A 25863-nucleotide genomic window follows, 5' to 3' on the forward strand; every position below is an offset into this window, starting at 1 on the left:
CCGCATCGGATGAAGGATATGCCGACAGCAGAGGAGAGTTTCGACAAACGGCTCGAGAAAGTATTGGCGGCGCATGTCGGCGGTTTCCTGCGCCTCCATTCCTGCGAACGGCTTTCCGGTGGCGCGAGCCAGGAAACCTACCGCATGATCGTCGAGACGGCCGGCGGCGAGGTCTGGCTCGCCATGCGCCGCGCACCGGAAGGCGTCGGTGAATCCGACATCGGCCCCGGTCTCGAAGTGGAGGCGCGGCTCATGACGGAAGCGGGCAGGGTGAGCGTGCCGGGCCCCGAAGTCCACTATGTTCTGACAGAACAGGACGGCCTCGGGGCGGGCTTTATCATGGAATGGATCGACGGTGAGACGCTGGGGGCGAAAATCGCGCGGGGCGAGGATTTCGCGAAAGTCCGGCCTCAACTGGCGTATCAGTGCGGGCAGATACTCGCCCGAATTCATAACATAGACCTGGATACGACAGGCTTGCGCGAGAAGCTTGAGGTTCTGACGCCGGAGAAATTCGTCCATCAGATGTGGGATAATTACAAGTCTTTTGAGACGCCCCAGCCGATGATCGATTTTACGGCGCGCTGGCTGCTTGAAAATCTTCCGACGCGCCATGATGTCTGTCTTGTGCATAACGACTATCGCAATGGCAATCTCATCATCACGCCCGATGACGGGGTTGTTGCCGTCCTCGACTGGGAGGTCGCGCATATCGGCGATCCGATGCGTGATCTTGGCTGGATCTGCACGAATTCCTGGCGGTTCGGGCGCAGTGAGTTTCCGGTCGGCGGTTTCGGGATGCGTGAGGATCTGTTCGCCGGATATGAGGCGGAGAGCGGAAAGAAGATCGATCCCGCGCATGTGCGTTTCTGGGAGATATTCGGATCTTTCTGGTGGGCGGTCGGCTGCCTTAGAATGGGGGAGAGATATCGCCGGGAACCCACAGTCGGCGTTGAATATCCGGCGATCGGGCGGCGCAGTTCCGAATGTCAGGTTGATTGCGTAAATCTTCTGATTCCGGGGCCGGTGACACTTCCGGAGGCGGCCTCCATTAGCCTTTCTTCCGATATGCCCGGAACCGGTGAGCTCCTTGCAAGTGTGCGGAATTTTTTGCGCGAACAGGTCATGAGCGCGACGACGGGGCGGAACCGTTTCCTCGCCCGCGTAGGGGCCAATTCGCTTGATATTGTGCTTCGCGAGCTTGAATATGGGGCCGGACACCATGCCGCCCAAACAGAGTTCCTGCAGAAGTTTTTCCAAAGTGACGAAGATTTTTGCTCGTTACAATGGCGACTTGTCGACAAGCTTCGCGATGGATCGATACCCCTTGACGCTCCGGGTCTCGCCGAGTACCTCCGACAGAGCGTCGTCACGCAGGTTGCCGTCGACCAACCGTCCTATTCCGGATTTCAAACGGCAATTGCCTATGCGGAATAGAGGTTTGCCATTTGGTGAATAGGGACCGCCTATTCCCGACGCGTTTCATCATCCAGGAGCCAATTTATTGATAATAATTCGCAAAAACACCATTGACTCTTGCAAACGCTATTGATAATCATTCCTATAACGAGGCCATAAATTGTAGATGTGAACAGAAGAACGGTTGAGACATGTTGGATAATCAATCCGGTCGCAAAACCAGCAAGCGGATGATTATGCTTGTGGATGAAACCTTGCAAAGTGGCGATTTGTTTGCCCGCGGCAAGGAACTCACGATCGTTCATAACAGTGAATTTTACAAATTGCGGCTTACTGGAAACGGAAAACTGATTTTAACGAAATAAGCAATTAGCCCGCCACCCAGCGAACCGGTACCACCGGCAGCCAGGCAGCAAGCAAACGCGACACAAAAGAAAGTTGTTGTTATGCGTCGACTTCTGCCGCCTGCCTGTCTGGGCATTCTTCTCTGCACGACATCCCTTACGCCGATTTATTCCGCGGTCGCGGACGATACGCCTGCCGTGTCCCTGGACACTGTTACGGTCTACGCCACCCGCACGCCGCAATCCTCCTTCGATGTTCCGGTGATGACATCGAATATTGAGACGGACGCGCCCGGCAATGCGCTTGCCGGGGATACGGGCGACCTGCTTGAATTTACGCCGGGAGTGGAGGTCGCCAACGGGCCGCGCCGGAACGGACAGACGGTTTCCATTCGCGGTTTTGACAATGAAGCAATTATCACCCTGATCGACGGGCGGCGACAGAATTTCGAGGCGGCGCATGATGGCCGGTTTTTCGTTGACCCGTCGCTTCTGAAGCGGGTGGAAATTGTTAAAGGTGCGTCCTCGGCGATTTACGGTGGCGGGGCCATCGGTGGCGTACTGGCCTTTGACACCAAGGATGCGGCTGACATGCTGCAGCCCGGTCAGGATTTCGGTGTCTACACCTCGATGGGTTACCGGACGGCCAATGAGGAATATTCGCCGGTCATATCGGCCTATGGCCGCACGGGTGCGCTGGATATCATCGGCATAGCGGCGCTGCGTAATTCCGGCAATATCCGGCAGGGAGACGGAAGTGAGCTGATTGCCGAGGACAACCTGCTCTCGGGGACGTTCAAGATCGGCTACAGCCTCAATGATTTCAACAGCGTGAAATTCATTTATCAGGGCCTGAATAACGACGGGCAGGAGCCGAACAACGGCGGCGGCGCGATCACGGCCTCCAACCCTGTCGTCGACAAGAAGGTAACCGACAACCAGTTCGGCCTAAAATATGAGTTTGAGGATCCCGGCAACAGCTGGCTGAAACCGAAGCTGCATCTCTATTACAACACGACAAACGTCCGCGAAGAGGATATTTCCGGCACTAATCTGGGACGCGTGCAAATCCGGGATATGGATACCATCGGTTTCACCGCTGACAACCAAACCGTCGCTTCCGTGAGTGAGTCCCAAAAACATACATTCTCTTATGGTTTCGAAATTTATCACGACGAGCAGACGGGTACGATCACCGGCGGCGGCACACGGCCTGGCGTGCCGAATGCGGATGCCACGAACTATGGCTTTTACCTGCAAGACGAAATCGACGTGATGACATCTGCGGGCCGGTTTCTGATCATTCCGGCGGCTCGGTTCGATTCCTATCGCAGCAGCGATGACGCCGGCAATTCCCAGAGCGAGCACAAGGTTTCGCCCAAGATTTCAATGAGTTACTTGCCGACCGAAAATATCATGTTCTTCAGCAGCCTGGCGCAGGCTTTTCGGGCGCCTAACCTGACGGAACTCTATGCCTCGGGCCAGCATTTTCCGGCCGTCCCGCCCTTTTTCCCGGCGAATTTCTTTATCCCCAATCCGGACCTTCGCCCGGAAACGGTGACGACATTCGAAATTGGCGCCGGGATCAATTTTGACGATGTCATCGCCGATAAGGACGAAATGTCGGTAAAGGGATCATGGTTCATCAGCGAAGGCAATGACTTCATTACCCAGGACGTCAATATCTTCGCGGGGACGACGGAATATGTGAATATCCCAAACGCCCGCCTCAGCGGCTTCGAAGTGGATGCCCGTTATCAGCTCCACCCGGTGACGGCGAAGCTGGGTCTTTCCTATGTCGAGGCTGAAAACAGGGATACCGCAGAGTATCTTTCCAACAACCTGCCGCTGACCTTCGTGGCGGATCTTTCCTACAATGCAACGGCGCTAGACAGTATATTTGGGCTGCGCGGGCGGTTCGCCGCGGCAAATGACAAGGTCTCCAGCTCGCAAGTGGCGACACCGGGATACTCTGTCTATGACCTATATTATCGGTGGATCCCGAGTGAAAAAGGCCTCGAGACGCTTACCGTTGATCTTGGTGTCTCCAACGTCCTCGATAAGGCCTATACAACGGCATATGCCGGCCTGCTTGAAGAAGGGCGGAGCTACAATGTGAGGGTTGCCTACAAATGGTAGGGGCGGCGTTCGCACAGTCGGCGGATCGAAGCGGGAGATGGGTTGTCTATCTCGCTTTGTCCCTCTGTGCGAACGCCATTTTCCTGACATTCTTTGCGCCCGCTTTACGCACACAGCCGGAAATCGATATACCGGTTCTCAAGGTAAATCTGATGACCATTGCCCGGCCGACACCGGTTGCACCGTCGCCTGTCGCCATATCGGAGACGCTACCCGATAGCTCACCGATGCCGGAACCGGTGGTGACGGAACCCGTGGTAACGACGGCTTTTGCGCCCGAGAAGATTGCGGTTCTGTCCAAGAAGGCGCAGCCGGGTCCTCGTCCCGTTGTCAAGGCGAAAGCCGCGCCGGTTCCGCTTCCTCGCGTCCGGCCCAAGACGTTAACGGTCGACTTGTCCAAAATTGAACCGGTAAAGGAGCCCGTGACCTCCGCGCTTGCTGCCACGCTGGAACGGCCGGACGACGTCGTGACCGATGACAAATCCGAGCCTGAGCAGAAGCCGGCCGTGGCGGCGGAACCGGTCATCAGCGCAAACAAAGGGCAGGACGAGAGCACGGTCGTCCATGAAGCTCGATATCGTCGCCAGGTGCCGCCCGCCTATCCGCGTCGGGCGCTGGACCTTGGCCAACAGGGCACCGTGACGCTGCATGCGGAAGTGTTGCCAAGCGGTGATCCGCGGGAATTGAAAATCGCCAAGTCATCGGGGCATCGGCTGCTCGATATGGCAGCCCTTGCCGCCGTCAGGAAATGGAAATTCGAACCGACGAGTGTCGACGGGGCCGCCATCGTGAGCTGGGTCCGCGTTCCCGTCAACTTCGTCATCCGCTGAATTTGTCATCATAAGGGATTGGAATACAATGAAGGACTCAAGAGCAACGACGACATCGCTTTCGCCGGAGGATATCCGGGGGAAGTATGAGCAACTGAAATCGGCAGGCGCGATCCGCGCCCGCAACGCGGCGGAGCAGATCGGCGTTTCTGAAGGAGAACTGGCAGCCGCGCGCGTCGGTACCGAGGCGGTACGGCTTTCCGGCAATGCCGAAGCGATCCTCAAGGATATTGCGGCCTTGGGCGAGGTGATGGCGCTCACCCGCAATGAGCATTGTGTCCATGAAAGAAAAGGCATCTATGAGAACGCAAGCTTTTTCACCCATGGTCCCATGCGGACCGGTCTTTTCGTCAATCCGGATATCGATCTGCGCCTTTTCATGTCGCATTGGAAATTCGCATTTGCACTAAGTGAAGATGGTAAGACGGGGATCCGTAAAAGCCTACAGTTCTTTGACGCTGCGGGTCAGGCAATTCACAAGGTTTATCTGACGAGCAAATCAAAAGAGTCCGCCTATGATGATCTGGTTGCAAAACATCGTCATGTGGAACAGGCGACGACAATCGAAACAGAAGGCGCAGCGCCGATTGCAACGGCGCGGCCGGATTCAGAAATCGACTGGGACGGGTTCCGCAACGCCTGGGAAAATCTCAAGGACACCCATGACTTCTTCCCGATGCTCCGCAAGTTCAGGGTCGGGCGGGTCCAGGCATTGCGAAGGATCGGCACGGATTTCGCCGCCGAACTGGACAACAGTGCTTCCCGGCGTGTTCTCGAGCTAGCGCGCGATTGCGATTGCGAGATCATGGTTTTTGTCGGCAACAAAGGTTGTATCCAGATCCATACGGGACCGATCCGGAAATTGGTGGAGGCGGGGAGCTGGTACAATGTCCTCGATCCCAAATTCAACCTGCATCTCGATGAAACCGGCATCAGCCATTCCTGGGTCACCCGCAAGCCGACGGAAGACGGTGTCGTCACCTCCGTTGAGGTCTTCGATAAAAATGACGAACTGATCGTCACCTTTTTTGGCAAGCGCAAACCGGGCATGCCGGAACTCGGCCTCTGGCAGGAAATTGTCGCGAAACTCCCCGGCAAGGAGATGACGAATGTCGCCTGACGCATCCTCCCTGGTTGTCCTGCCGGAATGGTTCATGCAAATGGGCTTGATGGCATGGCCTCTCGCGGTTTGCTCCATTTTGGCGCTGGCCGTGGGGCTGGAACGTCTTGTTTTTCTGGCGCGATCGATGATTGCGCAAAAATCCCGCTATAACCGGCTTGCCGCGTATCTCACGGAACATCAACATCATCCGAAACCCCTCCGCGACGAACTTGCCGGTGTGGCGCTCAATGATCTGAAGAGGTCCTATTACAGCGGGATCAAGCTGCTCCGGCTGATCGGGATGATAAGTCCGATTATCGGCCTTCTCGGAACCATACTCGGCATTATTTCGGCCTTCAGGGTAATTTCCGTCCAGACGGGGCCGGTTGCGCCTTCGCTTATCGCAGACGGCCTGTGGGAGGCCATGCTGACCACCGCCGCCGGGCTGATGATTGCGCTTCCCGCGCTCCTGATGGCGCATTTCTTCAGTGCCTTCAGCGACCGGCAGCTGGATCGGTTTTGCCAGGATCTCAACCGTCTGTCTCTGTCCTTCGAGCTGGTCTCGCGCGGGAAAAGATCGCAGGTGGTGGAGCTGAATGCGGAGGCACGACGGTCTTGATCAAATTGCAATCTGGCGATCCAGATAACAACACTTTGCGCGACCTCGCGCCGGATCTGACGCCCATGCTGGATATCCTGTTTATTTTGCTGGTGTTCTTTTTGCTGACGGTCGGGACCGTTCTTCGGGCGTTCGATCTCGAGCTTCCTTCCGCGGTTGAAGAAGAGTTGTCGCCGATCGAAACCCCGAGACATATCATGCTCGAGATACGGGAGGGGTCCTATGCCCTCGACGGCGAAGCCATCGCCGGTTTCGACGGGCTGAAAGCGGCGATTGGAGAAGCGCTGGCGACAAAACAGGACTATGAGGTGATCGTCGCCGGCGATCGCCGCATTGCCATTGAAGAGTTACTGAAAGTGCTGACCTACCTGCAGTCGCAGGGGATAGAGGCGGCGAATATTCTCATGCGAAAAGAAACCAACCCATGATCAGATTTTTTTGTCTTATTCTCCTGTTGTTGCCAACTGCCGCTTCTGCGGATGCGCCGATGCGCATTGTTTCAATAGGGGGGGCGCTCACCGAAACTATTTATGCAATTGGCGCCGGTGATCGCATTGTCGGCAGCGATACAACCAGCTATTACCCTGAGGCCGCCGCGGCCTTGCCGAAAGTCGGATATCAGCGCGCGCTTAGCGCCGAAGGCATTCTCTCGCTTGGGCCGGAGTTAATCATTATGTCGGATGAATCCGGTCCGCCTGCCGTGCTTGAGCAATTGAAAAAAGCCGGCGTGAACATGCTGACCCTCACTGCCGGCCGGTCGCTGGAAGATGTGAAAACAACTATCGAGACGATTTCAAAGACGCTTGAAAAAGAGAGCGAGGGGGCGTCCTTGATTGCGCAGATTACCGGAATGCAAGATCGGCTACGGGAAGTATCAGACCGCCAGACTGATCCGCCGCACGTTATGTTCATCCTGCAGCACAGCGGCGGCGCGCCGATGGTTGCCGGAAAAAATACGGCCGCCGATAGCATTATCCGTCTTGCGGGGGGCATCAACGCCGTAGCAGATTATGAAGGATACAAGCCGCTGTCCCCGGAATCGGCCGCCAGCCTGGCGCCGGACGTGCTGCTGCTCACGACGCAGGGGTTGGCGCAGGCAGGGGGCGAGGCGTCGCTTCTATCAGTGCCGGGACTATCGCTCACGCCGGCTGCCGGGAACGGCCGGATTATCGCGATGGATGCCCTCCTTCTGCTCGGTTTTGGTCCGCGAACGGCCGAGGCCGCCCTCGAGCTTAACAAGCAGCTCTACAATCCATGACCGCCGCGTCAAAAACCATTGCCATCCCGTTCACGCGCAGGCGCATGAAATTGCCGGCGCTTCTGCTGCTTGTCCTCATTTTGGCAGCAGCGTCTCTTGTTGCGATGTCGATCGGCGCCGTTCCCATTCCCCTGGGCAAGATAATTTCGGTCGGCCTTTCGGAACAGCAGGCTGCGGTCCTGAGTTCGATCCGGTTGCCGCGTGTTCTCCTCGCGATTGTTGTCGGGGCTGCTCTCGCCGTTTCGGGCGCGGCGATGCAGGGTCTGTTCCGCAATCCGCTTGCCGATCCCGGGCTGATTGGTATTGCGACAAGCGCCGCCCTCGCTGTGGCGATAGTCATCGTGCTTGCCGGACCTGTTACAGGATATGTCGGTCTGTACGGAATGAGCGTTGCCGCGTTTATCGGCGCATTGGCCTCCTGTTTCGCGATTTTTCGCCTCGCAAAAGTTACGGGGAGTTTCTCCGGGACCTATATGCTGCTCACCGGCATTGCCATCAATGCCCTCTCGGCGGCTGGTGTCGGGTTTCTGACGTTCCTGAGCGATGATCAGCAATTGAGGTCGCTTACTTTCTGGACGATGGGCAGCCTCGGCGGGGCGTTATGGATTTCCGTAGTCGTCGTCACGAGTATCGTCGTGCCGGCTGGTATTATCATGATCCGTAATGCGCGGGAGTTGAACGTGCTGCTTCTCGGGGAGAACGAAGCCCGCTATCTCGGCGTTGACGCGGAACGATTAAAACGACGGATCGTTATCTGTACCGCGCTGTCCGTGGGCGCGGCAATTTCCGTAAGTGGGATCATTGGGTTTGTCGGGCTTGTCGTCCCGCATCTCATCCGTCTCACGCTTGGGCCGGACCACCGCCTGCTGATGCCGGCCTCCGCATTGCTCGGCGCCATTTTACTGCTGGCGGCGGATACCGCGGCTCGCACGATTGTCGCGCCCGCGGAAATGCCGGTCGGCGTGCTGACCAGTCTGATCGGCGGGCCGTTTTTCCTCTGGCTTCTGGTGCGGCAATATTCCGGAAGGCCCGGGTTATGATTGAAGCAGAGAATATTGTTTATTCCATTGGCGGGGAGCGGATATTGGCAAATATTTATGCGACCTTTCAGCCCGGAAAAATAACCGCGATACTTGGGCCAAACGGGGCCGGAAAATCGACCCTTCTGAAATGCCTGACCGGCGCACTCACGCCCGACAATGGTTCCGTTTTTCTCGACGGAAAGAATCTCTGGGACTACAGTCTTGACGCGCTCTCGCGAATGCGGGCTGTCCTGTCGCAATCGGCACCCGTCAACTTTCCATTCACCGCCCATGAGATCGTTACAATGGGGCGCAATCCCTATTCTTTCGACAAGACGGACGCGTGGAATTCAGAGATCGCCGATGACGCACTGGCGCTTGTCGACGCCTGGCATTTACGGGACCGATCCTTTCCCACGCTTTCCGGCGGGGAGCAACAACGGGTTCAGTTTGCCCGGGTTATCGCGCAAATCTGGGAACGGGACGAAGCGTATCTGTTCCTCGACGAGCCGACCTCGGCGCTCGATCTCAAACATCAGCATCACCTGCTCGATCTTGTACAAAGGTTGTGCAGAGAGAAGCGGCTAACGGTTGTAATCGTCATGCATGATCTCAATCTTGCGTATCACTGCACAGACAATTGTTATTTCATCAAGGAAGGATGGATTCGCGGCGGCGGTGCGAGTCGTGAACTGATCAATAAAGACGTCATCTCCGAAATCTTCGATCTGGCGCCCGAATATGCCGCCATGCGTTTTGGCGGCGAATTGTCGGAATAGGGGCTTGCACCCTATGCGCTTTTGCTCCGCCCAGTAGTTTCGCCTGCCAAAAAAAGCGACATGGCGGGAACCGACACACTTGGATGAAAAAGGTGCTTGCGCACTGGCGGCCTTCTCTGCAAGCATAGGCGCCACAGTACGTCCATGCCGTCATCAGCGAAGAAAAAAACAAGAACAACAACGCGTGAGAAAGAAAAAAAGAAATGCCGAAAATTTCCGCTAACGGGATTGAAATCGAATATGAAACGCGCGGCGATGCCGCGGGCGATCCGCTGGTTCTGATCGGCGGGCTTGGTGTCCAGCTGATGTCCTGGAACGAGACTTTCGTAAAGGCCCTCGCCGACGCGGGATTTTATGTCATTGTTTATGACAATCGCGACGTCGGAAAATCGACGAAATTTGAAGATTGGGGTCCGGCCGACATCCCGGCTGCGTTTGCCCAGGCGCGGGCCAAGGAAAAAGTGACGGCGCCCTATACCCTCGACGACCTGGCTGATGACGCCGCCGAACTGGTTCTTGCCCTCGGATTTGACAAGGCGCATTTTGTCGGGTCTTCGAACGGCGGGGCGATTGCCCAGACGCTAGCGTACCGGCGGCCCGAGTGCGTGAAGTCAATGGCGTCCATCATGGCGACATCCGCCCGGCGGGGATTGCCGCGCCCGGAAGGCGCTGCGGCGGAATGGCTGACCCGGCCGCGAAATCCCGCAGGAACCCGCGAAGGAGCGATGGAGGATGCGGTCGAGACAGCGAAAATTATCGGAAGCCCGGCATTTCCGGTTGAGGAGAGGGTGTTACGGGAGCGCGCTGGCGCTCTCTTCGACAGGTCCTTCTATCCTGATGGCAACGGTCGTCATCTGCTGGCGAGCCTTGCGTCAGGGGACAGCCGGGTGGCCCATCTTGGCGAAATAAAGGCGCCGGTCGTCGTCATTCATGGCCGCGAGGATCCTCTCGTTCCTCTCGGCTGTGCGGAGGACGTTCATAACTCCATTCCCGGATCGGAAATTGTTGTTATAGACGGTATGGGGCATGACATTCCGGACGAAGCCGTTCCGGTGATCGTTGCCGCCATCGTCAAAAATGCGAAAAAAGCTTGAGCTGAATATGGGCGATTAACACGCCCTGATCTGCCGACGTGAATGACAATTGCGGGTGTTTTTGACAGGGATTTTTCGTCCTCGGTTTCCATCTCGCCGGATGAGCGGCCGGGTTAGCAAGTTCATGTGACATGGCGAACGGATTGGCGTAAAATATCCGCAAATGACGAATATTTCGGGAGGATAACATGTCAACTGCATATGAACGGGGCATGCAAAAAGGCGCGCATATGCGAGACGGGCAACCGGTCATTGCGCCCGTCGGCAACAGATCCTATGTCGCAGGGGAAACGTCCAACCCGCTTCGCCGCCAGACAATTCCCGATATGTTGAAAGAGACGGTTGCGAAATTTGGATCGCGGGAGGCGGTTGCGTTCCCGCTGCTCGGAATTTCCCTGACCTATGCAGAATTTGACCGCCATGTAGACGAATTGGCCGCCGGATTATTGGCACTCGGTCTTGAAAAAGGCGACCGTATCGGTATTTGGTCACCCAATAATCTGCAATGGATTCTTACTCAATATGCGACGGCGCGGCTGGGATTGATTCTCGTTAATATCAATCCCGCCTACCGTTTGTCCGAACTCGAATATGCGCTTAACAAATCCGGTTGCCGGGCATTGATCGCCGCGGATAAGTTCAAGACATCGGATTATCTGAAGATGATCCGAACGCTGGCGCCGGAGCTTGAAAATTCCGTACCCGGCCAGCTGAAATCGGCAAAGCTTCCCAAACTTGAGACCGTAATTGGCATAACCGGCGATCCCGGCGATGGCATCTTTCCCTTTGCGCGCGTTCAAAAAATGGGCGCCGCCGCGGACCTAGCGCGCCTTGACAAGATTTCGAAATCGCTCTCTCCCGATGATCCGATCAATATCCAGTTTACGTCCGGGACGACAGGGGCGCCGAAAGGGGCGACCTTGACCCATTTCAATATCGTCAATAATGCCGCCCATACGGTCGGGCGCATGAATTTTACGGAAGAGGACCGGCTCTGCATCCCGGTGCCCCTCTATCACTGTTTTGGCATGGTCATGGGCTCGCTTGGTTGCGTGAATACGGGCGCGGCCATGGTGTTCCCGGGGGAGGCTTTTGATCCCGTCGATACCTTGCAGGCCGTTGCAAAGGCGCGCTGCACGGCGCTTTATGGTGTGCCGACGATGTTTGTTGCCATGGTTGATCACCCGCTGTTGAAGGAGTTGGATATTTCAAGTCTTCGAACGGGCGTGATGGCGGGCGCGCCATGCCCCATCGAGGTCATGAAGAAGGTCAATGACCGCATGCATATGTCGGAGGTGACAATCTGTTACGGAATGACGGAGACCTCTCCCGTTTCCTTCCAGAGCAATGTCGATGATCCGATCGAAAAACGTGTCTCCACCGTTGGTCGGATCCATCCTCATGTGGAAGTCCGGATTGTTGACGAGACTGGCGCCGATGTCCCGGTTGGTCAACAAGGCGAGCTCTGGACGAAGGGCTATTCCGTGATGCGCGGCTATTGGGATGATGAGGAGAGAACCAAAGATGCGATCGTCGATGGCGGCTGGATGCGGACGGGCGATCTTGCCGTTCTCGATGCGGAAGGTTATTGCCAGATCGTCGGACGTCTTAAGGACATGATCATCCGGGGTGGCGAGAATATTTATCCGCGCGAGATCGAGGAATTTCTCTTCACCCATCCAGACATTCAGGAAGTGCAGGTTTTTGGCGTACCCGATAAAAAATTCGGCGAGGAGGTCTGCACCTGGATCGTCAAACGCGACGGATCCCCTCTCGATGAGGACGGAGTAAAGGCCTATTGCAAGGACCAGATCGCCCATTACAAAGTGCCGCGCTATGTGCGATTTGTGTCCGAATTACCGATGACCGTAACCGGTAAGCCGCAGAAATTCATCATGCGAGACGAGATGGTCAAAATACTGTATAAATAGTAGTTAACCGGTTAATTTCTTAGAAATTTTATTTTCGATACTTTATTAGAATAATACTCTAACTATCTGATATATAACATATTTATATATCAGAAATATGTTTATCAAAGATTTTCCTTGCGCGTCCCCATACGCCGCCTTCGATGTCGTCAAGTGTGAGAAGCGAGGGGAACAGCTGCGCGGCATAATCCTCGCTGCTCTCGACCGGCAGCATGGAGGGGAGATTGTCGATCGCCATCACGTCAAGCGGCGGTCGCCCCTCAGATACGCGGATCACCGGATCATCAAAGGAAGTGGCGTGTTCATAGACCGGGATCGGATTAAAGGGACTGCTGGGATCGCAGGAAACATCCGCAATCACTGACAGGCGGCGCGGGGCCGATAGCGCCGATTTTGGAACGAACACGGGCACGCCCTCGCGGGCAAGAATGCAGTTCACGAAAATATCATGATCGAGAATTTCGGGAAAGGGTCCCCCATGTGCCGTTTCCTGCATGTCCCACCGGGTGACGGGGAGGCCGAGGGCCTCAAGGCAATCGCCGGCCCCGGTTCCGACGCGGCCAAGGGCACCGATGACGATGGCGCTTGGTTTTTGCGCGCCCGTCTCCAGCGCCTTTGCAAGACGCTCTTTCAAGTCCCCGATAAGCGTATCCCTGCCGGGATAAACGCCAACCTTCTTCGGTCCCGGTCCTTCGCCGAGTTGCTCCGCCGTCCAGACCATGACGCCGATCGCGGCGCCTGCAAATCCGGCCCAATAGCCGAAGGCGGCGACGCGACGCCCATTTTCGTCCGTCAGGTATTCAAGGTCATAGAGCGTGCCACCGCCTTCCTTGAACCGACGGAGCAGGGCGGGACCATCCGCCTGACCCTTGAAGGCGTGACCGAACATGATATGCCGATGGCGAAGGGGTTCGGCGCTCGCGGGCAATTCTTTGAGGCCGAGGATAATGGCCTCTTCCGGTGCATTCGGCCAGCTGCCTTCCCTGGCGATGGTGCAGCCGGCTTCGAGATATGCCTCGATAGGGAGGGCGCGGCAGCTTGAATCTTCTATGGTGACCTGCATGCCCGCCGCCATGAGCGCCCGCGCGCCTTCAGGTGTGACGCCGACGCGTTGTTCATGTTCGCGCTGCTCGGCGCGTACCCAGAGGTGGGTCATCGATCATCTCTCCTGACAAGTTGCCGGCCCGTTATTTTTGAAGGGCATTGGTATCCTCCTATCTATCGGGATTCGGTTGCAGATGAAAGGGCCGAAATAGGACAAGACCTAACTGGCTGCCGCGGTCGGGCGATGACGGCGCAAAGGGAAGGGATTCATGTCATCCAGTCGTTAAAATGGAACCGAAAGGCTGATCGCGCCGAATTCATCGTCACCTGTCTGTCCCTTATATTCATGAGAGCGAAACACATGCGTGAAGGCGAGCCGCGCGTCATGGATTGTCACCGCGACGCCAACCTGCGCATCGGCGACAAGCGGTTCTTTGTCGACGCTGCGGCTGTCCCGGAACGTGTTTCCGTCGAGAAAGATATTCCTGGCGACGGCGCGGGCATCCAGGCCGGCGAAGAAATAAAGACCGAATACGTCATTCTGCTCGAAAAAGCCGGAGCCCGGAAGGCCCGGTTGAATGCGCGGCGGTCCGTAGTCATTCGGAAGGTTCCAGCCGAAGCGCATGGTCGCGCCGGCGTTGGCATAGGTATAGACATTGCCAAGAGCGCCGCCGATATGCGGTGTCATATCAATGGAGAATCCGTTGATCTCCGTCGAGACCAGCGCCCGCCAGCTCCTTTGATAGGTTATGACCAGTCCGGGCTCATTCTTGAGCTGAGTATCCCAGCCTTGCGGTTTTTCGGAGCCGATAACCTTGTGCACGAATGTTTGCGACTGTTCGGCAAGTGAGGCGGGCCCTATCACGCCGAATTGCAGTTGGAACTGATCAAGCTGCTGCTCCCCGGTTTCAACGACGATGCCGACGGCGGCGTATAACCAACCGGCATAGGGACGCTCGTCCAGCGGCGGGTTGGGATCGGTGATGTCATTCGGCGTGTACATATTCTGCCCGATTGCGTAGCTGGAGCGGACCTTTCCGTCCTCAGGAAAGAAAGGTAGAAGCCGCGCGGTCTTAAGCGCCCAGAGCGGCGCATAATCCGGCTCTGACATCCAGGCAAGCATGATACCGTTTGTATAGTCCCGGTCGCGCCCGAAAAAGAGGTCGTTCTCGAGAACGAAAGTGAAGGTGCCCGTCTCGGCCTCTTCCGTCTCGGAACCATCATCGGCGAGGGCAGCGCTACACAGGGCCATAACGAGGCCAAGGGCAAGAAATGGAATTTTGAAGACGGTCATCCCGTGGCTTTACCTGTCGATGATGGTGATAATTTGTTCGAAAGTGTGCGATTTCATAGCGGAGCGCGGATATTTTAACAAGCCGGGAAACGCCGCCAGGCTATTTAGGCGCTAATAACTCGCCGGTTGCCCTTGCGTCTACTTGATGTGAGGATAGCGCGTCAAGGTCGGCGTTTCGGCGTCCTGCCCGAGAAAAATCAATAATGAAAGGAGCAGAAAATGGCTCAGCTTAGCCTCACGCGGGAAAATCATATCGCTATCGTGAAGTTCAGAAATCCGCCGATGAATTTCATGGACGACAAGACGGAGGCGGAGCTCGACGCGATGCTCGGCGAGATCGAACAAGATGCGGAGATCCGGGTCGTTATCCTGACCGGCGCGGAGCCGAATGTCTTTATCCGGCATTATGATGTCGGTCTTCTTTTTGAACGGAGCAAGGCCATGGCGGAACGCGGCCTCAAATTCGATCCCGCCCGACCCGTGCCCGAAGCTCCGATTCATAGATGCTACAGCCGTATCGAGGCGATGCCCAAACCCTTTATCGCCGCGATCAACGGCACGGCAATGGGCGGCGGGTTCGAGCTTGCGCTCGCCTGCGATATCCGGATTGTAAAGGACGGGCCCTATGACCTTGGCCTTCCGGAAGTGAATTTGGGAATACTGCCCGGCGCCGGTGGCACGCAGCGCATGACGCGTCTCATCGGCAAGGCAAAGGCCCTGGAACTGATGTTGCTCGGTCGGACGCTGTCCCCGCGTGAGGCCGTGGCGATGGGTCTCGCGAGCCAATGCATCGAGGGGGACGTGCTGGAAAGGGCTTTGGAAATTGCCGGGCTTCTGGCCGCGCGATCGTCAAAGGCGGTGGGCCATATCAAGGACCTGATCCAGGGTGTCGATAACCGTGTTCCGGAAGAAGGATTTGCGCGCGAACGGACACTCTTTTGCGATTTGATGGTGGATGAAAGGGGCCTCACGGAAATGGGCGACATGGCCGCCGGAATGCGGGACATCAAGGATCCGGCGTTGGACCGTTTCAAATTTTGAACAGGTCCGACGCACTATAGACCGGGCTTTCTTCTCGCTGATCGCAGTCTGATATTCCGCATCAAGACCATTGACCGGTTGCCAAACCAAGGTGACTGTGGCGAGCCAGATTCAATGTGACCTTTCCGCAGTGCTGCGGATAGCGGAAAAAGAATGCCCTGCCGCGGGCCTGTGCTATGATCGCCGGAGAGAATATATTCGCAGCAGGGGGAAAAGCGGCAACAGACCGCTGGATCCAAAAAAAGAGACAGCGTCAGCACGGGAGGTGACGATGGATTTGAGTCAGTTCAACCGCGACTATTCGGTGGCGGTGAAAAATTTTCATATCGATATTCCGGAAGATTTCAATTTCGCCTTTGACGTTATCGACAAGCGGGCGACGGAGAAGGACGGCATTGCCGTGATTGCGGTTTCGCACGATGGCCAGACGATCCGGAACATCAGCTATTCGGATTTCTCCGACCAATCAAGCCGCCTTGCCAACGCCTTCCTGTCCCTTGGTATAACAAAAGGGGATTTCGGCTGTCTTGTCATTGGCCGGATTCCGGAATGGTACACCGTGCTGTTCGGCTGCATGAAAATCGGCGCGGTGTCGATGCCGGGGACGAACCTCCTAACGGCGAAGGATATTGCCTATCGGGTTCAGAGATCGAATGCGCGCTTCATCGTCGTGACACCGGAACATTGCGCCAAGGTTGATCAGGTGCGCGGCGAATGTCCAACCCTTGAACATTTCATCGTTGTCGGCGGCAGCCATCCGGGCTGGCACTCCTTTGAAGATCTGACGGCTGCCGCGTCTCCGGTTCTTGAACGGAAAGATGCGCCCCCGACCGTGTCCTCCGACATCATGATGACCTATTTCACCTCCGGTACCACTTCGATGCCGAAAATGGTGCCGCGGGATTTCGGTTATGCCCTGACCCATGTGGCGACGGCGCTTTTCTGGATGGACCTGCGGGAGGGCGACGTACATTGGACCCTGACAGACACCGGCTGGGCGAAAGCGGCTTGGGGCCTGCTGTTCCCACCATTGCTCGCCGGATCGAAGGTTGTGCTTTACGACGGGGAGGGGGCGTTTGATCCCATTTTCCATCTCAGGCTGATCGAGCGCCTGGGAGTCTCCACTTTCTGCGCACCGCCGACGGTCTATCGCCTGTTCGCGCAGCAGGATTTGAGTGGGTTCGATTTTTCCTCCCTGCGGCGGTCACTTGGGGCCGGAGAGCCACTTAATCCCGAAGTCATTCGCTACTGGCAGAAAAATACCGGCAATGTCATCGCCGACGGATACGGCCAGACGGAGACGATCAATATCGTCGGCAACTTCCCGGGGATGGAAACGCGCTTTGGCTCCATGGGCAAGCCGGTCCCGGGCTTCGACATTGATATCATCGATGATGACGGCCGCCGCATGCCGGACAACGATGTCGGGCATATCGCCATCCGGACCGAGGGGAGCTGGCCGCCCGGCCTTTTTGACGGTTATTACACCGACGGCGCACCCGATACCGGATCATTCCGAAATGGCTGGTATTATACCGGCGATACCGCGAGAAGAGATGCGGACGGATACATCTGGTTTGAGGGGCGTGCGGATGACCTGATCAGCTCCGGCGCCTATCGGATAAGCCCCTTCGAGGTGGAAAGCGCTTTGCTTGAACATCCCGAAGTTGTCGAAAGTGCCGTCATCGGCGTGCCGGACGAGACGCGCGGACAACTGGTGAAAGCCTTCATCATTCTCAAGACGCCGGAGAAGGCGGGACCCGAGCTCATCGCGGATATTCAGGATTTTTGCAAGAACCTGACGGCGCCCTATAAATATCCCCGGCAAATCGAGTTCGTCGACAGCCTGCCGAAAACGATTTCCGGCAAGATCCGACGGGTAGAGCTTCGCGGCGAAAGCTAAAAATTTGTAGCGGCGCAGGTTATTCCCGCGCCATCTCCGCCTTGCCGACACCGTCGCCGTCGAGGGTTTGCGTCTCCATATGGACCGTTACCTTCCTGAGAAATCCGTCAAATTCGAACGGCGCCTCATAGTCACCAACCGGATTGCCGCGATCCCGTCCGATATCCAGCCCGGACCACGAAATCAGCATGAAGAAGCCCAAATTACTCTCGACTGAGCCCGCGTCCTCGCCGTCGATAGTAAGGATGTAGCGGCTCTTGCCCATGCCCTTGCCCATCTTCGGTTTGGCCTCGCGCGTGAGCCGCTCAACCCGGAGGCCAAGGATATGGCGTCCCGGGGGCACTTTGCTGTCGGAGCGGACAACCACATGCTCCCCACCGATATTGAGGTCATGGACAAGATGTCCGTCCTGCATGAAAAGGCTGTAGCCCGAGGTGGTATCCCCATGGGCGATCAGAACGCCGTTGCTGGCATCATTCAGGATGTCGGCGTCGGCCTCAATCCGGTAATTGCGGCTGCGCAGATCTGGCGCGACGTCAGAGGGGATATGGCCGACACCCCTGTGGAAGATCGCTTTGGTGCGCCCTCCTTGCAGGCGTTCGGCATTTTCGGCGAAACGCGGCGCGAAACGATCATCGAGCGGCAGCACCTGATGCTTCTTCGCTTCCTCCCACCAAGTCTCGATCATTTGCTCCAGCTTTTCGGGATGATCGGCGGCTAGGTCACGGCATTCGGAAAAATCCTCATCGAGATTGTAGAGTTCCCAGGTATCGTTTTCGAATGGTGTTCCCATGGGATGGAAGGCAACCGCCTTCCAGCCGTCCTTCCAGATGCCGCGATGACCGAACATCTCGAAATACTGCGGCTTGTCGCGCGATGGCGCCTCGGGATCGAAAAGGCTGTCCTTGAAACTCTGTCCCTCGATCGGCTGTTGGGGAATGCCGTTGACGCTCGCAGGCGGCTCAATCTTTAGCAGGTCGAGCAGGGTGGGCACGACGTCGGAACAATGGGCGAACTGGTGACGAAGCTCGCCGCGCGCCGGGATCGCCTTCGGCCAGCTGATGATCAGCGGATCGCGGATGCCGCCGCCATGGGTGTTCTGCTTATAGCGTTTCAGCGGCGTATTCGCAGCCATTGCCCAGCCATGGGGGAAGTTTGTATGGGTATCGGGCCCGCCGATATCCTCGATCCGGGCAAGTTTCTCCTCCATTGGTTCGGGCCGCAGATTGAACGGGCCCATCGCATTGATCAGGCCGTTGCGACCGCCTTCCTGGCTCGCGCCATTGTCGGAGAGGACCAGGATCAGCGTATTGTCCATCTGGCCGGTTTCCTCCAGGAACTCGACAATCCGGGCGATATGGCGGTCCGTGTGATCCAACATTCCGGCATAGGCCGACTGCAGGCGGGTGAACAGGCGCTGTTCCTCCGGGCCGAACTCGTCCCAGCCCTTGACGCCGTCATTGCGCGGCGGCAATTCCGTATTTTCCGGAACGATGCCGAGTTCCTTCTGACGGGCGAGGCGCTGCGCCCGTTCCTTGTCCCAGCCGCTTTCGAACATCGGATCATAGCTCTTGATGATTTCCTTCGGCGCCTGATGGGGGGCATGACAGGCGCCGAAGGCGCACCAGAGGAGCCATGGCGTTCCGTCCAAAGCGGCCTCATGCTCGGCCAGCATCTGGATGGACTTATCCACAAGATCCTCGGTCAGGTGATAACCGGAGGCGTAAGTGCCGGGCGGATCGACATGCCCGTTATCGCGGACCAGTTCCGGCGCATATTGATCGGTTTCCGCATCGAGAAAGCCATAGAAGCGGTCGAAGCCCCGAGAAAGAGGCCAGCCGTCGAAGGGACCCGTGGGGCCACTCTCATTGAGCGGATTTACGTGCCATTTCCCGATCATATAATTGCGATAGCCATTGGGGCGCAGCATCTCCGCAAGGGTTCCGGCCGTTTTCGCAATCTTGCCGCGATAGCCGGGATAGCCACTGTCGAAATTGGCAAGGCAGCCGACACCGACGGAATGATGGTTGCGTCCGGTGAGAAGCGCCGCCCGCGTGGTTGAGCACATGGCCGTTGTATGAAAGCCGGTGTAGCGCACGCCCTTTTCCGCGAGTTTATCGATGGTCGGCGTTTTGATCGGCGAGCCGTAGCAGCCGAAATCAGAAAAACCGACATCATCGAAAAGAACCACCAGAATATTCGGCGCGCCCTCAGGGGCGGTAACCGGGTCCGGCCAATGGGGCTTGTAGTCTTCCATATCGCTGTCCTTCTCGCTTTACGCGTTGTTCTTTGTTGTTCGACTTGAGAAATTGCGGGCAGCCTTAAATCCGCACGGTGCCCGTCTTGCCAATCCGCTCGAGGGTTTTCTTCGCAATATTGAGCTGATGGATTTGGCTGGTGCCTTCGTAGAGCCGGAACAGACGGACATCGCGATAGAAGCGTTCGATGCTGCTGTAATCGGCGACATAGCCGGAGCCGCCAAAAATCTGCACCGCCCGGTCCGCGATGCGCCCGCACATCTCGGTCGCGAAATATTTGCACATGGAGGCTTCCAGCGTGATGTCGATGCCGTCGTCCCGCTTGCGCGCCGTATCGAGGATCAGGGTCCGCGCGGCCGCCACATCCACATGACTGTCGGCGATCATCGCCTGAACCAGCTGGAAATCGCCGATGGGATGCCCGAACTGTTTTCTTTCCAAGGAATATTTAGCCGCATCATCCAGCATCCGCATGGCCGGGCCAGTGCTGAGGGCGGAAAGATGAATACGCTGTTTATTGAGCGCCTTCATGGCCGTCTTGAAGCCGACGCCTTCCTCGCCGCCAAGCAGCCTGTCCGGCGTGATCTCGCAATTCTCAAAATGAATTTCCGAGACCGGGGAGCCGGATTGCCCCATCATCTTGTAAGCAGGTCCAACCGTGAGGCCCGGCGTATCGCGATCGACGAGAAAGGCGCTGATGCCGCGGTGGCTGTCATCCGATGGGTCCGTGCGGGCGAAAACGGTGAAAAGGTCGGAAATCGGCGCGTTGGTAATAAAGGCCTTGGAGCCGTTCAGCACATAATGATTGCCTTTTTTGAGGGCTGTCGTTTTAAGCGCCGTCGCCTGTGATCCGGCTTCACGTTCCGTCAGCGCGAAACATCCGACGATCTCTCCGGCGGCGAGTTTTGGCAGATATTTTCGTTTCTGTTCCTCCGTACCGTCGACAATCAAGGATTCGCTGCCGATTCCGGTGTTGGTGCCAACTCGCGCGCGATAGGCGACGGAGCAGTAGGACAGCTCGAACGCCATCAGGACGAGTTCCTCTGTGGTGAGGCCAAGTCCGCCATATTCTTCCGGCACTGCCCAGGCGAAGAAACCGCGCGCCTGCATATCGTCGACCAGATCCTGTGGAACCTCGTTCAACTCGGCGACCCTGTCCTCATTCGGGATAGCGACCTTTTCAACCCATTCACGGACGTCCCTGCGTTGTTTTTCGAGTGCTTCTTTATCACGTATCATTTTATATCTCTTCAGGGATTGGTGGAGGAGGGGTCAGCCGGCGAGCAGCTGGTTCATGTTTGAAAAGGCAGTCTCGCTTTCGGTGACCAGCCGCTGCATGATCTCGTCGACGGTTTTAAGCTCGTTGAACCAGGCGATGCTCTGGCCCGTCGCCTCATAGATAAGCGGTTCGATCTCATGCTCATTGATCCCGGCGATGATATCGGCGGTGAGGACCTGCTGATAGGGCATTTTAAGGGGCTTCGGTGCGTCGGGCCGGTCCCATTCGTCGGTCCATGCGGACTTGATCAGGCGGCAGGACTTGCCGCTATGACTGAGCGAGATTGTGGTATCCAGGCTGTCAGCTTTCAGGAGCTTGGCCAGAAGCGCTTCGCATAGCGCATGTTCCTTTGACGCAAGCCAGGCGGTGCCAAGCCAGACGCCTTGTGCCCCGAGCGCGAAGGAAGCGGCAATATGTCGTCCATGGCCAACGCCGCCCGCCGCGAGGACAGGGATATCGCCCGCAACATCGACAACCTGCGGGACGAGTGAGAAAGTACCGATCGGACCCGTATGTCCGCCCGCGTCATAGCCTTGCGCGACGATCACATCAACTCCGGCCGCCTTCGCCTTTTCGGCATGGCGCGGCGCGCCAACAAGGGAGAAGGTGATCTTGCCGTGGTCCTTGGCCCGCTTGATCATTTCCGGCGGCATGCCGACAGCGGAGGCAAAACTATGGGCCTGGGATTCAAGTGTTGCCGCCATCTGTTCCTCGAATAGCTGCTGGGAGCGGATTTGCGAGGAAAAAAACGTCGGTTTCGTTGCGCGCGGCACCTTGTATTTATCGGCGATCTTGCAGACAAATTCCTTATGCTCGCGGGGAAGCGCCGCCAGACTTGCGCGGCGATCTGTCTCGTCACCGACCGAGGTTGGCAGCATCAGGTCTATCCCGAAGGGAAGGTCGCCGAGTTCCTCCTTCATGATCCGGGCCTCTTCGGCAATTTCCTCGGGCATGCTGCGCGCTGCGCCGAATACCGGATATCCGCCTGCTTTCGCCAGCGCCACCATCACATCGATACTATGGGCGAGGCCGAAGACCGGGTAGCGGATGCCCATTTTCTCGCAGATTGGTGACGTCAGTTTCATGGTCTTGTCCTTGTTTTTGTTGTTTTCAGGTCCCGAAAATATTGAAAAGACGCAGGTTTTGCGCGACCGAGGCAAGGCGCGGCCCGAGGTCATTCTCCACCTCCTCCTTGCGGGCGCGATAGGCAGGGATACCGCAGGAAATTGTCACGTCAAGGCCGTCAGACGTCCGTCCGACGGGCGCCGAAATCGCGTAAATATTTGCCCGCCATTCGCCGAAAGAGGCGCAGAAACCCCGTTCTTTGCAGCTTTTTATGCCTTTTTCGATCCTGTCTCCACTCCGCGCCAATGCGCCGGGATAGGCAAGCTCGATCTCTATAAATTTCTCGGCCCGTTCCTCTTCCGACAGCATGGAGAGAAGAGAGCGACCGGTCGCTGAATCAGCAAGCGGTATGGTCATGCCCATTTCCGGAACATGCGGGAAATTGGAAATGTCACCGGCGGTCTGGATATAAACGGCGTCCGGACCGTTAAAGACGGAGAGATGGGCATTGCCTTTCGCGAAATCAGCGAAATCACGCATTATCCCGATCGCCTGCTGCCGCCATTTCATCGACGACAGGATCGGATAAGAGAGCGCCAGAACACCGGGGGCGAGGCGGAAGCCGCCATTCGGATCGCGCCTTAAATAGCGCATGGAGATGAGCGTCTTGCAAAGACGCGATACAGTTGCCTTGTTGATGCCGACCCGCGCCGCGATCTGCGCGTTTGTCAGGCTCTGTTCCCCGACCTGAAAACAGCCTAGTATTTCCAGGCCGCGAATAAGGGTGGAAGAAAGGGAGCTATCCCTGTCCTCCATCTTATCCAGAGATATACGTCTTTTTTCGACGCGATCTATCAGATTGGTTTGATTGTCGCTCATATAATTCCTCTTTCCCGGTAAGCATCAATATCCTCTCTGCTCATCCCCAGAAATTCTTCAAACACTTTCTCATTATCCGCGCCAAGACCCTTCGCCGTCCATCTTATTTTTCCCGGATTACGGGTAAACTTCGGAACCACTCCCTGTACCCGGACGGAACCGAAATCCTCATCGGGAACGGAGACGATGGCGTCGCGCGCCTGATATTGCGGATCGTTGAAAATCTGCTCGATGGAATAGATCGGCGCAATGGTCCCCTTGGCTTTCGCAAAGGCATCCAGCACCTCATCAAGCGTGTGCGAGGAGATCCAGCTGCCGAAGATCTTGTCAAGTTCGGCCGCATTCTGAACCCGAAGACCGTTCGTTGCAAAGCGGGGGTCGTCGGCGAGTTCCGGTCGTCCGACCGCCGTTGCGTTTCCCCTGAAAGTAGCGTTGGTGCTGCCCGCGAGCGAGACATATTTCTTGTCGCTCGTCAGATACACATCCGACGGCGCGGAATACTGGTTGCGATTGCCGCTTCTCTCGCGCACTTCGCCAAGCTGGTCATATTCGATGGCCAGAAAATCAAGCAGCCGGAAGGTTGCCTCTGTCAGTGACAGATCTATCTCCTCGCCTTTTGCGGTCTCCCCGCTCGCAACCTTATAAAGGGCGGCAAGAATCGACATGGCGCCGAAAACGCCGCCGAACGCGTCGGAGATCGGGTAGCCGGTATGGACCGGCGGGCGGTCCGCATCGCCCGTGATATGGGTGAGGCCGCCCATGGCTTCAAAAATGCGGGCGAAACCCGGCTGGTTGATATAGGGACCGGTCTGGCCGAAGGCCGTGACCCGGAGAATGACCAGCTTGGGATTGGCGTTCCACAGGGTTTCCCGGTCGAGGCCCCAGCGGTCCAGCGTGCCCGGTTTGAAATTCTCGATCAGGACGTCAAATTCCGGCAGCATCTTCAGGAGAATTTCCGCCCCTTCCGGTTTCCGCAAATCAAGCGTGCCGAATTGCTTGCCCCGGTTGGCGGCCTTCCACCAAAGCGATTTTCCCTCCTTGAAGGGCGGGAATCCACGCATGCCGTCACCGGTGCCCGGTAATTCCAGCTTGACCACATCGGCACCGAAATCGGCAAGCAATGTGCCGGCAAAAGGCGCGGCGATAATGGTTGCGATATCAAGGATACGCAGGCCGGAAAGGGGGCCGGATTGGTTGTTGGTCGTCATTCGAAATCCCGTGAGTTGTTTTTATTTTTGCGGCTATTGACATCATTTGTTACTATATATAAAACAAAATAGTCAAACATAAAAAATAATTAAACGACAGGGACTATGGATTTCAATTTAAGCCCGAAAAGCGAAGAAATCCTTCGGTGCGCCGAGGATTTCTTTGACAAAGAAGTTTTACCGCGTCATCGCGAATGGGTGCAGACCGTTTGTCGTGATCGTAAACCGCCTGTTTTCATCAAGGAAATTCAGGAAAAGGCGAAGGAGCTGGGGCTCTGGAATCTCGGGCTTCCCAATCTTGCTGATGACGAACCGGGAACAAGACTCACCAATCTCGAGTTCGCGCCGATCGCCGAAATTCTCGGTCGGCTGCCCTGGGGCTCAATGGTGTTTAATTGCCATGCGCCCGAAGTGCCCAATATGGCGATGCTGCAGGCGCTTGTGACACCGGAACAGAAGGAAAAATACCTCAATCCGCTGCTGAATGGCGAAACCCGTTCTTCCTTCGCGATGACGGAGCCCGATGTTGCCTCGTCAGATGCGACGAATATCGCGACGGAAATACGGGAAGAGGGGGATGAGCTTGTTCTCAATGGCCGCAAATGGTTCGCGACCGGTGGCGCCCATCCCGATTGTTCCTTCCTTATTGTCATGGGCGTTAGCGATCCGGATGCCGGCCGCACGGCGCAGCACAGCATGGTCCTTGTCCCGATCGATACCCCCGGTCTTACCCTCGTGAGGGAGCTCCGCTTTATGGGTTGGGAGGATTTCGTCGCTCCGATCGGCGAATTCCGGCTGGAGAATGTCCGTGTCCCGAAGTCGAACCTCCTGGGCGAGCGCGGGCAGGGGTTCAAGGGGGCGCAGGTGCGCCTTGGTCCGGCCCGGATACATCATTCGATGCGCTGTATTGGTATGGCGGAAATGGTGCTGGCGCAGATGATCGCACGGGCCCATGAGCGAAAGACATTCGGCCGTACCGTCGTCGAATATGACACGGTGCAGAAATGGATCGCCGAGGCGCGCATTGATATCGACCTTAACCGCCTCTTCATCCAAAAAGCCGCCTGGCTGCTTGATACCAGCCCGCACAACAACACCTGGCGCGCCGTTTCGCAGGTCAAGGTTTCTGTACCGCGAATGCTGCAAAAAGTTACAGACCGCGCCATCCAGCTGTTCGGCGCCATGGGCGGCACCGACGATACGCTGATCCACCATGCGCATAGCTATGCGCGCTGGTTTCGCATCGGCGACGGTCCGGACGAGGTGCATCTCCGCCAGATATTCAAGACCGAGCCGGTCCCGGAATGGAGCATCGCAGAATGTCCCTACATCGCGCCCGGCGGGTTTTAGGAATA

22 protein-coding genes are annotated in these 25863 nt (G+C 56.9%); 15 read left to right on the forward strand and 7 right to left on the reverse strand.

The genetic code is table 11. The annotated features are described in order from the left end of the window. The first annotated feature begins 18 nt into the window (after nt 1-18). The 12 genes from GQF03_RS10940 (at nt 19) to GQF03_RS10995 (ending at nt 12537) form a co-directional block, all read left to right on the forward strand. Nucleotides 19-1437, forward strand: a complete 1419-nt coding sequence (locus GQF03_RS10940) for a phosphotransferase family protein (RefSeq protein ID WP_161339305.1) — start codon at nt 19-21, stop codon at nt 1435-1437. A 173-nt stretch (nt 1438-1610) separates the two neighbouring features. Then, complete coding sequence (gene hemP / locus GQF03_RS10945) at nt 1611-1784, forward strand: hemin uptake protein HemP (protein WP_277346462.1); 174 nt, start codon at nt 1611-1613, stop codon at nt 1782-1784. An 81-nt stretch (nt 1785-1865) separates the two neighbouring features. Then, nucleotides 1866-3902 (forward strand): TonB-dependent hemoglobin/transferrin/lactoferrin family receptor, encoded by a 2037-nt coding sequence (locus tag GQF03_RS10950; RefSeq protein WP_161339306.1) that lies wholly within the window; start codon nt 1866-1868, stop codon nt 3900-3902. Beyond that, a complete protein-coding gene (locus tag GQF03_RS10955) occupies nt 3896-4732 on the forward strand; it encodes an energy transducer TonB (protein WP_161339307.1) in 837 nt (278 codons plus the stop codon). The genes GQF03_RS10950 and GQF03_RS10955 overlap by 7 nt, the downstream gene beginning before the upstream one ends. A gap of 28 nt (nt 4733-4760) precedes the next feature. Next, nucleotides 4761-5852 carry a hemin-degrading factor gene (locus GQF03_RS10960; RefSeq protein WP_161339308.1) on the forward strand — a complete coding sequence of 364 codons (1092 nt, stop codon included), beginning with the start codon at nt 4761-4763 and terminating at the stop codon, nt 5850-5852. Continuing rightward, nucleotides 5842-6453: a MotA/TolQ/ExbB proton channel family protein gene (locus GQF03_RS10965; protein WP_161339309.1), complete on the forward strand. Its 612-nt coding sequence runs from the start codon at nt 5842-5844 to the stop codon at nt 6451-6453. The genes GQF03_RS10960 and GQF03_RS10965 overlap by 11 nt, the downstream gene beginning before the upstream one ends. Continuing rightward, nucleotides 6450-6881 (forward strand): biopolymer transporter ExbD, encoded by a 432-nt coding sequence (locus tag GQF03_RS10970; RefSeq protein ID WP_161339310.1) that lies wholly within the window; start codon nt 6450-6452, stop codon nt 6879-6881. Before GQF03_RS10965 ends, GQF03_RS10970 begins: the two co-directional genes overlap by 4 nt. Next, nucleotides 6878-7711, forward strand: coding sequence for a heme/hemin ABC transporter substrate-binding protein (locus tag GQF03_RS10975; protein WP_161339311.1), 834 nt, complete (start codon nt 6878-6880; stop codon nt 7709-7711). The genes GQF03_RS10970 and GQF03_RS10975 overlap by 4 nt, the downstream gene beginning before the upstream one ends. Beyond that, complete coding sequence (locus tag GQF03_RS10980; RefSeq protein ID WP_161339312.1) at nt 7708-8751, forward strand: FecCD family ABC transporter permease; 1044 nt, start codon at nt 7708-7710, stop codon at nt 8749-8751. The genes GQF03_RS10975 and GQF03_RS10980 overlap by 4 nt, the downstream gene beginning before the upstream one ends. Next, nucleotides 8748-9512: a heme ABC transporter ATP-binding protein gene (locus GQF03_RS10985; RefSeq protein ID WP_161339313.1), complete on the forward strand. Its 765-nt coding sequence runs from the start codon at nt 8748-8750 to the stop codon at nt 9510-9512. The genes GQF03_RS10980 and GQF03_RS10985 overlap by 4 nt, the downstream gene beginning before the upstream one ends. 203 nt (nt 9513-9715) lie before the next feature. After that, complete coding sequence (locus tag GQF03_RS10990; protein WP_161339314.1) at nt 9716-10606, forward strand: alpha/beta fold hydrolase; 891 nt, start codon at nt 9716-9718, stop codon at nt 10604-10606. A 188-nt stretch (nt 10607-10794) separates the two neighbouring features. Beyond that, nucleotides 10795-12537: an AMP-binding protein gene (locus tag GQF03_RS10995; RefSeq protein WP_161339315.1), complete on the forward strand. Its 1743-nt coding sequence runs from the start codon at nt 10795-10797 to the stop codon at nt 12535-12537. 82 nt (nt 12538-12619) lie between these two features. On the opposite strand, the gene GQF03_RS11000 is transcribed toward GQF03_RS10995, so the two are convergent. Both GQF03_RS11000 and GQF03_RS11005 read right to left on the reverse strand, forming a co-directional pair. After that, entirely contained in the window at nt 12620-13693 is a 1074-nt protein-coding gene (locus GQF03_RS11000) for a saccharopine dehydrogenase (protein WP_161339316.1), read from the reverse strand. Between the two features lie 171 nt (nt 13694-13864). Further along, nucleotides 13865-14875, reverse strand: coding sequence for a lipid A deacylase LpxR family protein (locus GQF03_RS11005; RefSeq protein ID WP_161339317.1), 1011 nt, complete (start codon nt 14873-14875; stop codon nt 13865-13867). Nucleotides 14876-15094: 219 nt separating this feature from the next. Between GQF03_RS11005 and GQF03_RS11010 the strand changes: the two genes are divergently transcribed. Next, nucleotides 15095-15916: an enoyl-CoA hydratase/isomerase family protein gene (locus GQF03_RS11010; RefSeq protein ID WP_161339318.1), complete on the forward strand. Its 822-nt coding sequence runs from the start codon at nt 15095-15097 to the stop codon at nt 15914-15916. Between the two features lie 271 nt (nt 15917-16187). Beyond that, nucleotides 16188-17819, forward strand: a complete 1632-nt coding sequence (locus GQF03_RS11015; RefSeq protein WP_161339319.1) for an acetate--CoA ligase — start codon at nt 16188-16190, stop codon at nt 17817-17819. Between the two features lie 19 nt (nt 17820-17838). Here the strand turns inward: GQF03_RS11015 and GQF03_RS11020 are convergent, their stop codons facing one another. The 5 genes from GQF03_RS11020 to GQF03_RS11040 all read right to left on the reverse strand — a co-directional run bounded on the left by GQF03_RS11020 (nt 17839) and on the right by GQF03_RS11040 (nt 24508). Then, nucleotides 17839-20076 (reverse strand): arylsulfatase, encoded by a 2238-nt coding sequence (locus tag GQF03_RS11020; protein WP_161339320.1) that lies wholly within the window; start codon nt 20074-20076, stop codon nt 17839-17841. Nucleotides 20077-20140: 64 nt separating this feature from the next. After that, nucleotides 20141-21316 carry an acyl-CoA dehydrogenase family protein gene (locus tag GQF03_RS11025; RefSeq protein ID WP_161339321.1) on the reverse strand — a complete coding sequence of 392 codons (1176 nt, stop codon included), beginning with the start codon at nt 21314-21316 and terminating at the stop codon, nt 20141-20143. Between the two features lie 33 nt (nt 21317-21349). Beyond that, nucleotides 21350-22441, reverse strand: coding sequence for an NAD(P)H-dependent flavin oxidoreductase (locus tag GQF03_RS11030; RefSeq protein WP_161339322.1), 1092 nt, complete (start codon nt 22439-22441; stop codon nt 21350-21352). 25 nt (nt 22442-22466) lie between these two features. Continuing rightward, nucleotides 22467-23300 (reverse strand): IclR family transcriptional regulator, encoded by an 834-nt coding sequence (locus tag GQF03_RS11035; protein WP_161339323.1) that lies wholly within the window; start codon nt 23298-23300, stop codon nt 22467-22469. Further along, nucleotides 23297-24508, reverse strand: coding sequence for a CaiB/BaiF CoA transferase family protein (locus GQF03_RS11040; RefSeq protein ID WP_161339324.1), 1212 nt, complete (start codon nt 24506-24508; stop codon nt 23297-23299). Before GQF03_RS11040 ends, GQF03_RS11035 begins: the two co-directional genes overlap by 4 nt. A gap of 105 nt (nt 24509-24613) precedes the next feature. Between GQF03_RS11040 and GQF03_RS11045 the strand changes: the two genes are divergently transcribed. Next, a complete protein-coding gene (locus tag GQF03_RS11045) occupies nt 24614-25858 on the forward strand; it encodes an acyl-CoA dehydrogenase family protein (RefSeq protein ID WP_161339325.1) in 1245 nt (414 codons plus the stop codon). Nucleotides 25859-25863 lie beyond the last annotated feature (5 nt).

The sequence above is a fragment of the Sneathiella chungangensis genome (assembly GCF_009882935.1).
Lineage (GTDB): Bacteria > Pseudomonadota > Alphaproteobacteria > Sneathiellales > Sneathiellaceae > Sneathiella > Sneathiella chungangensis.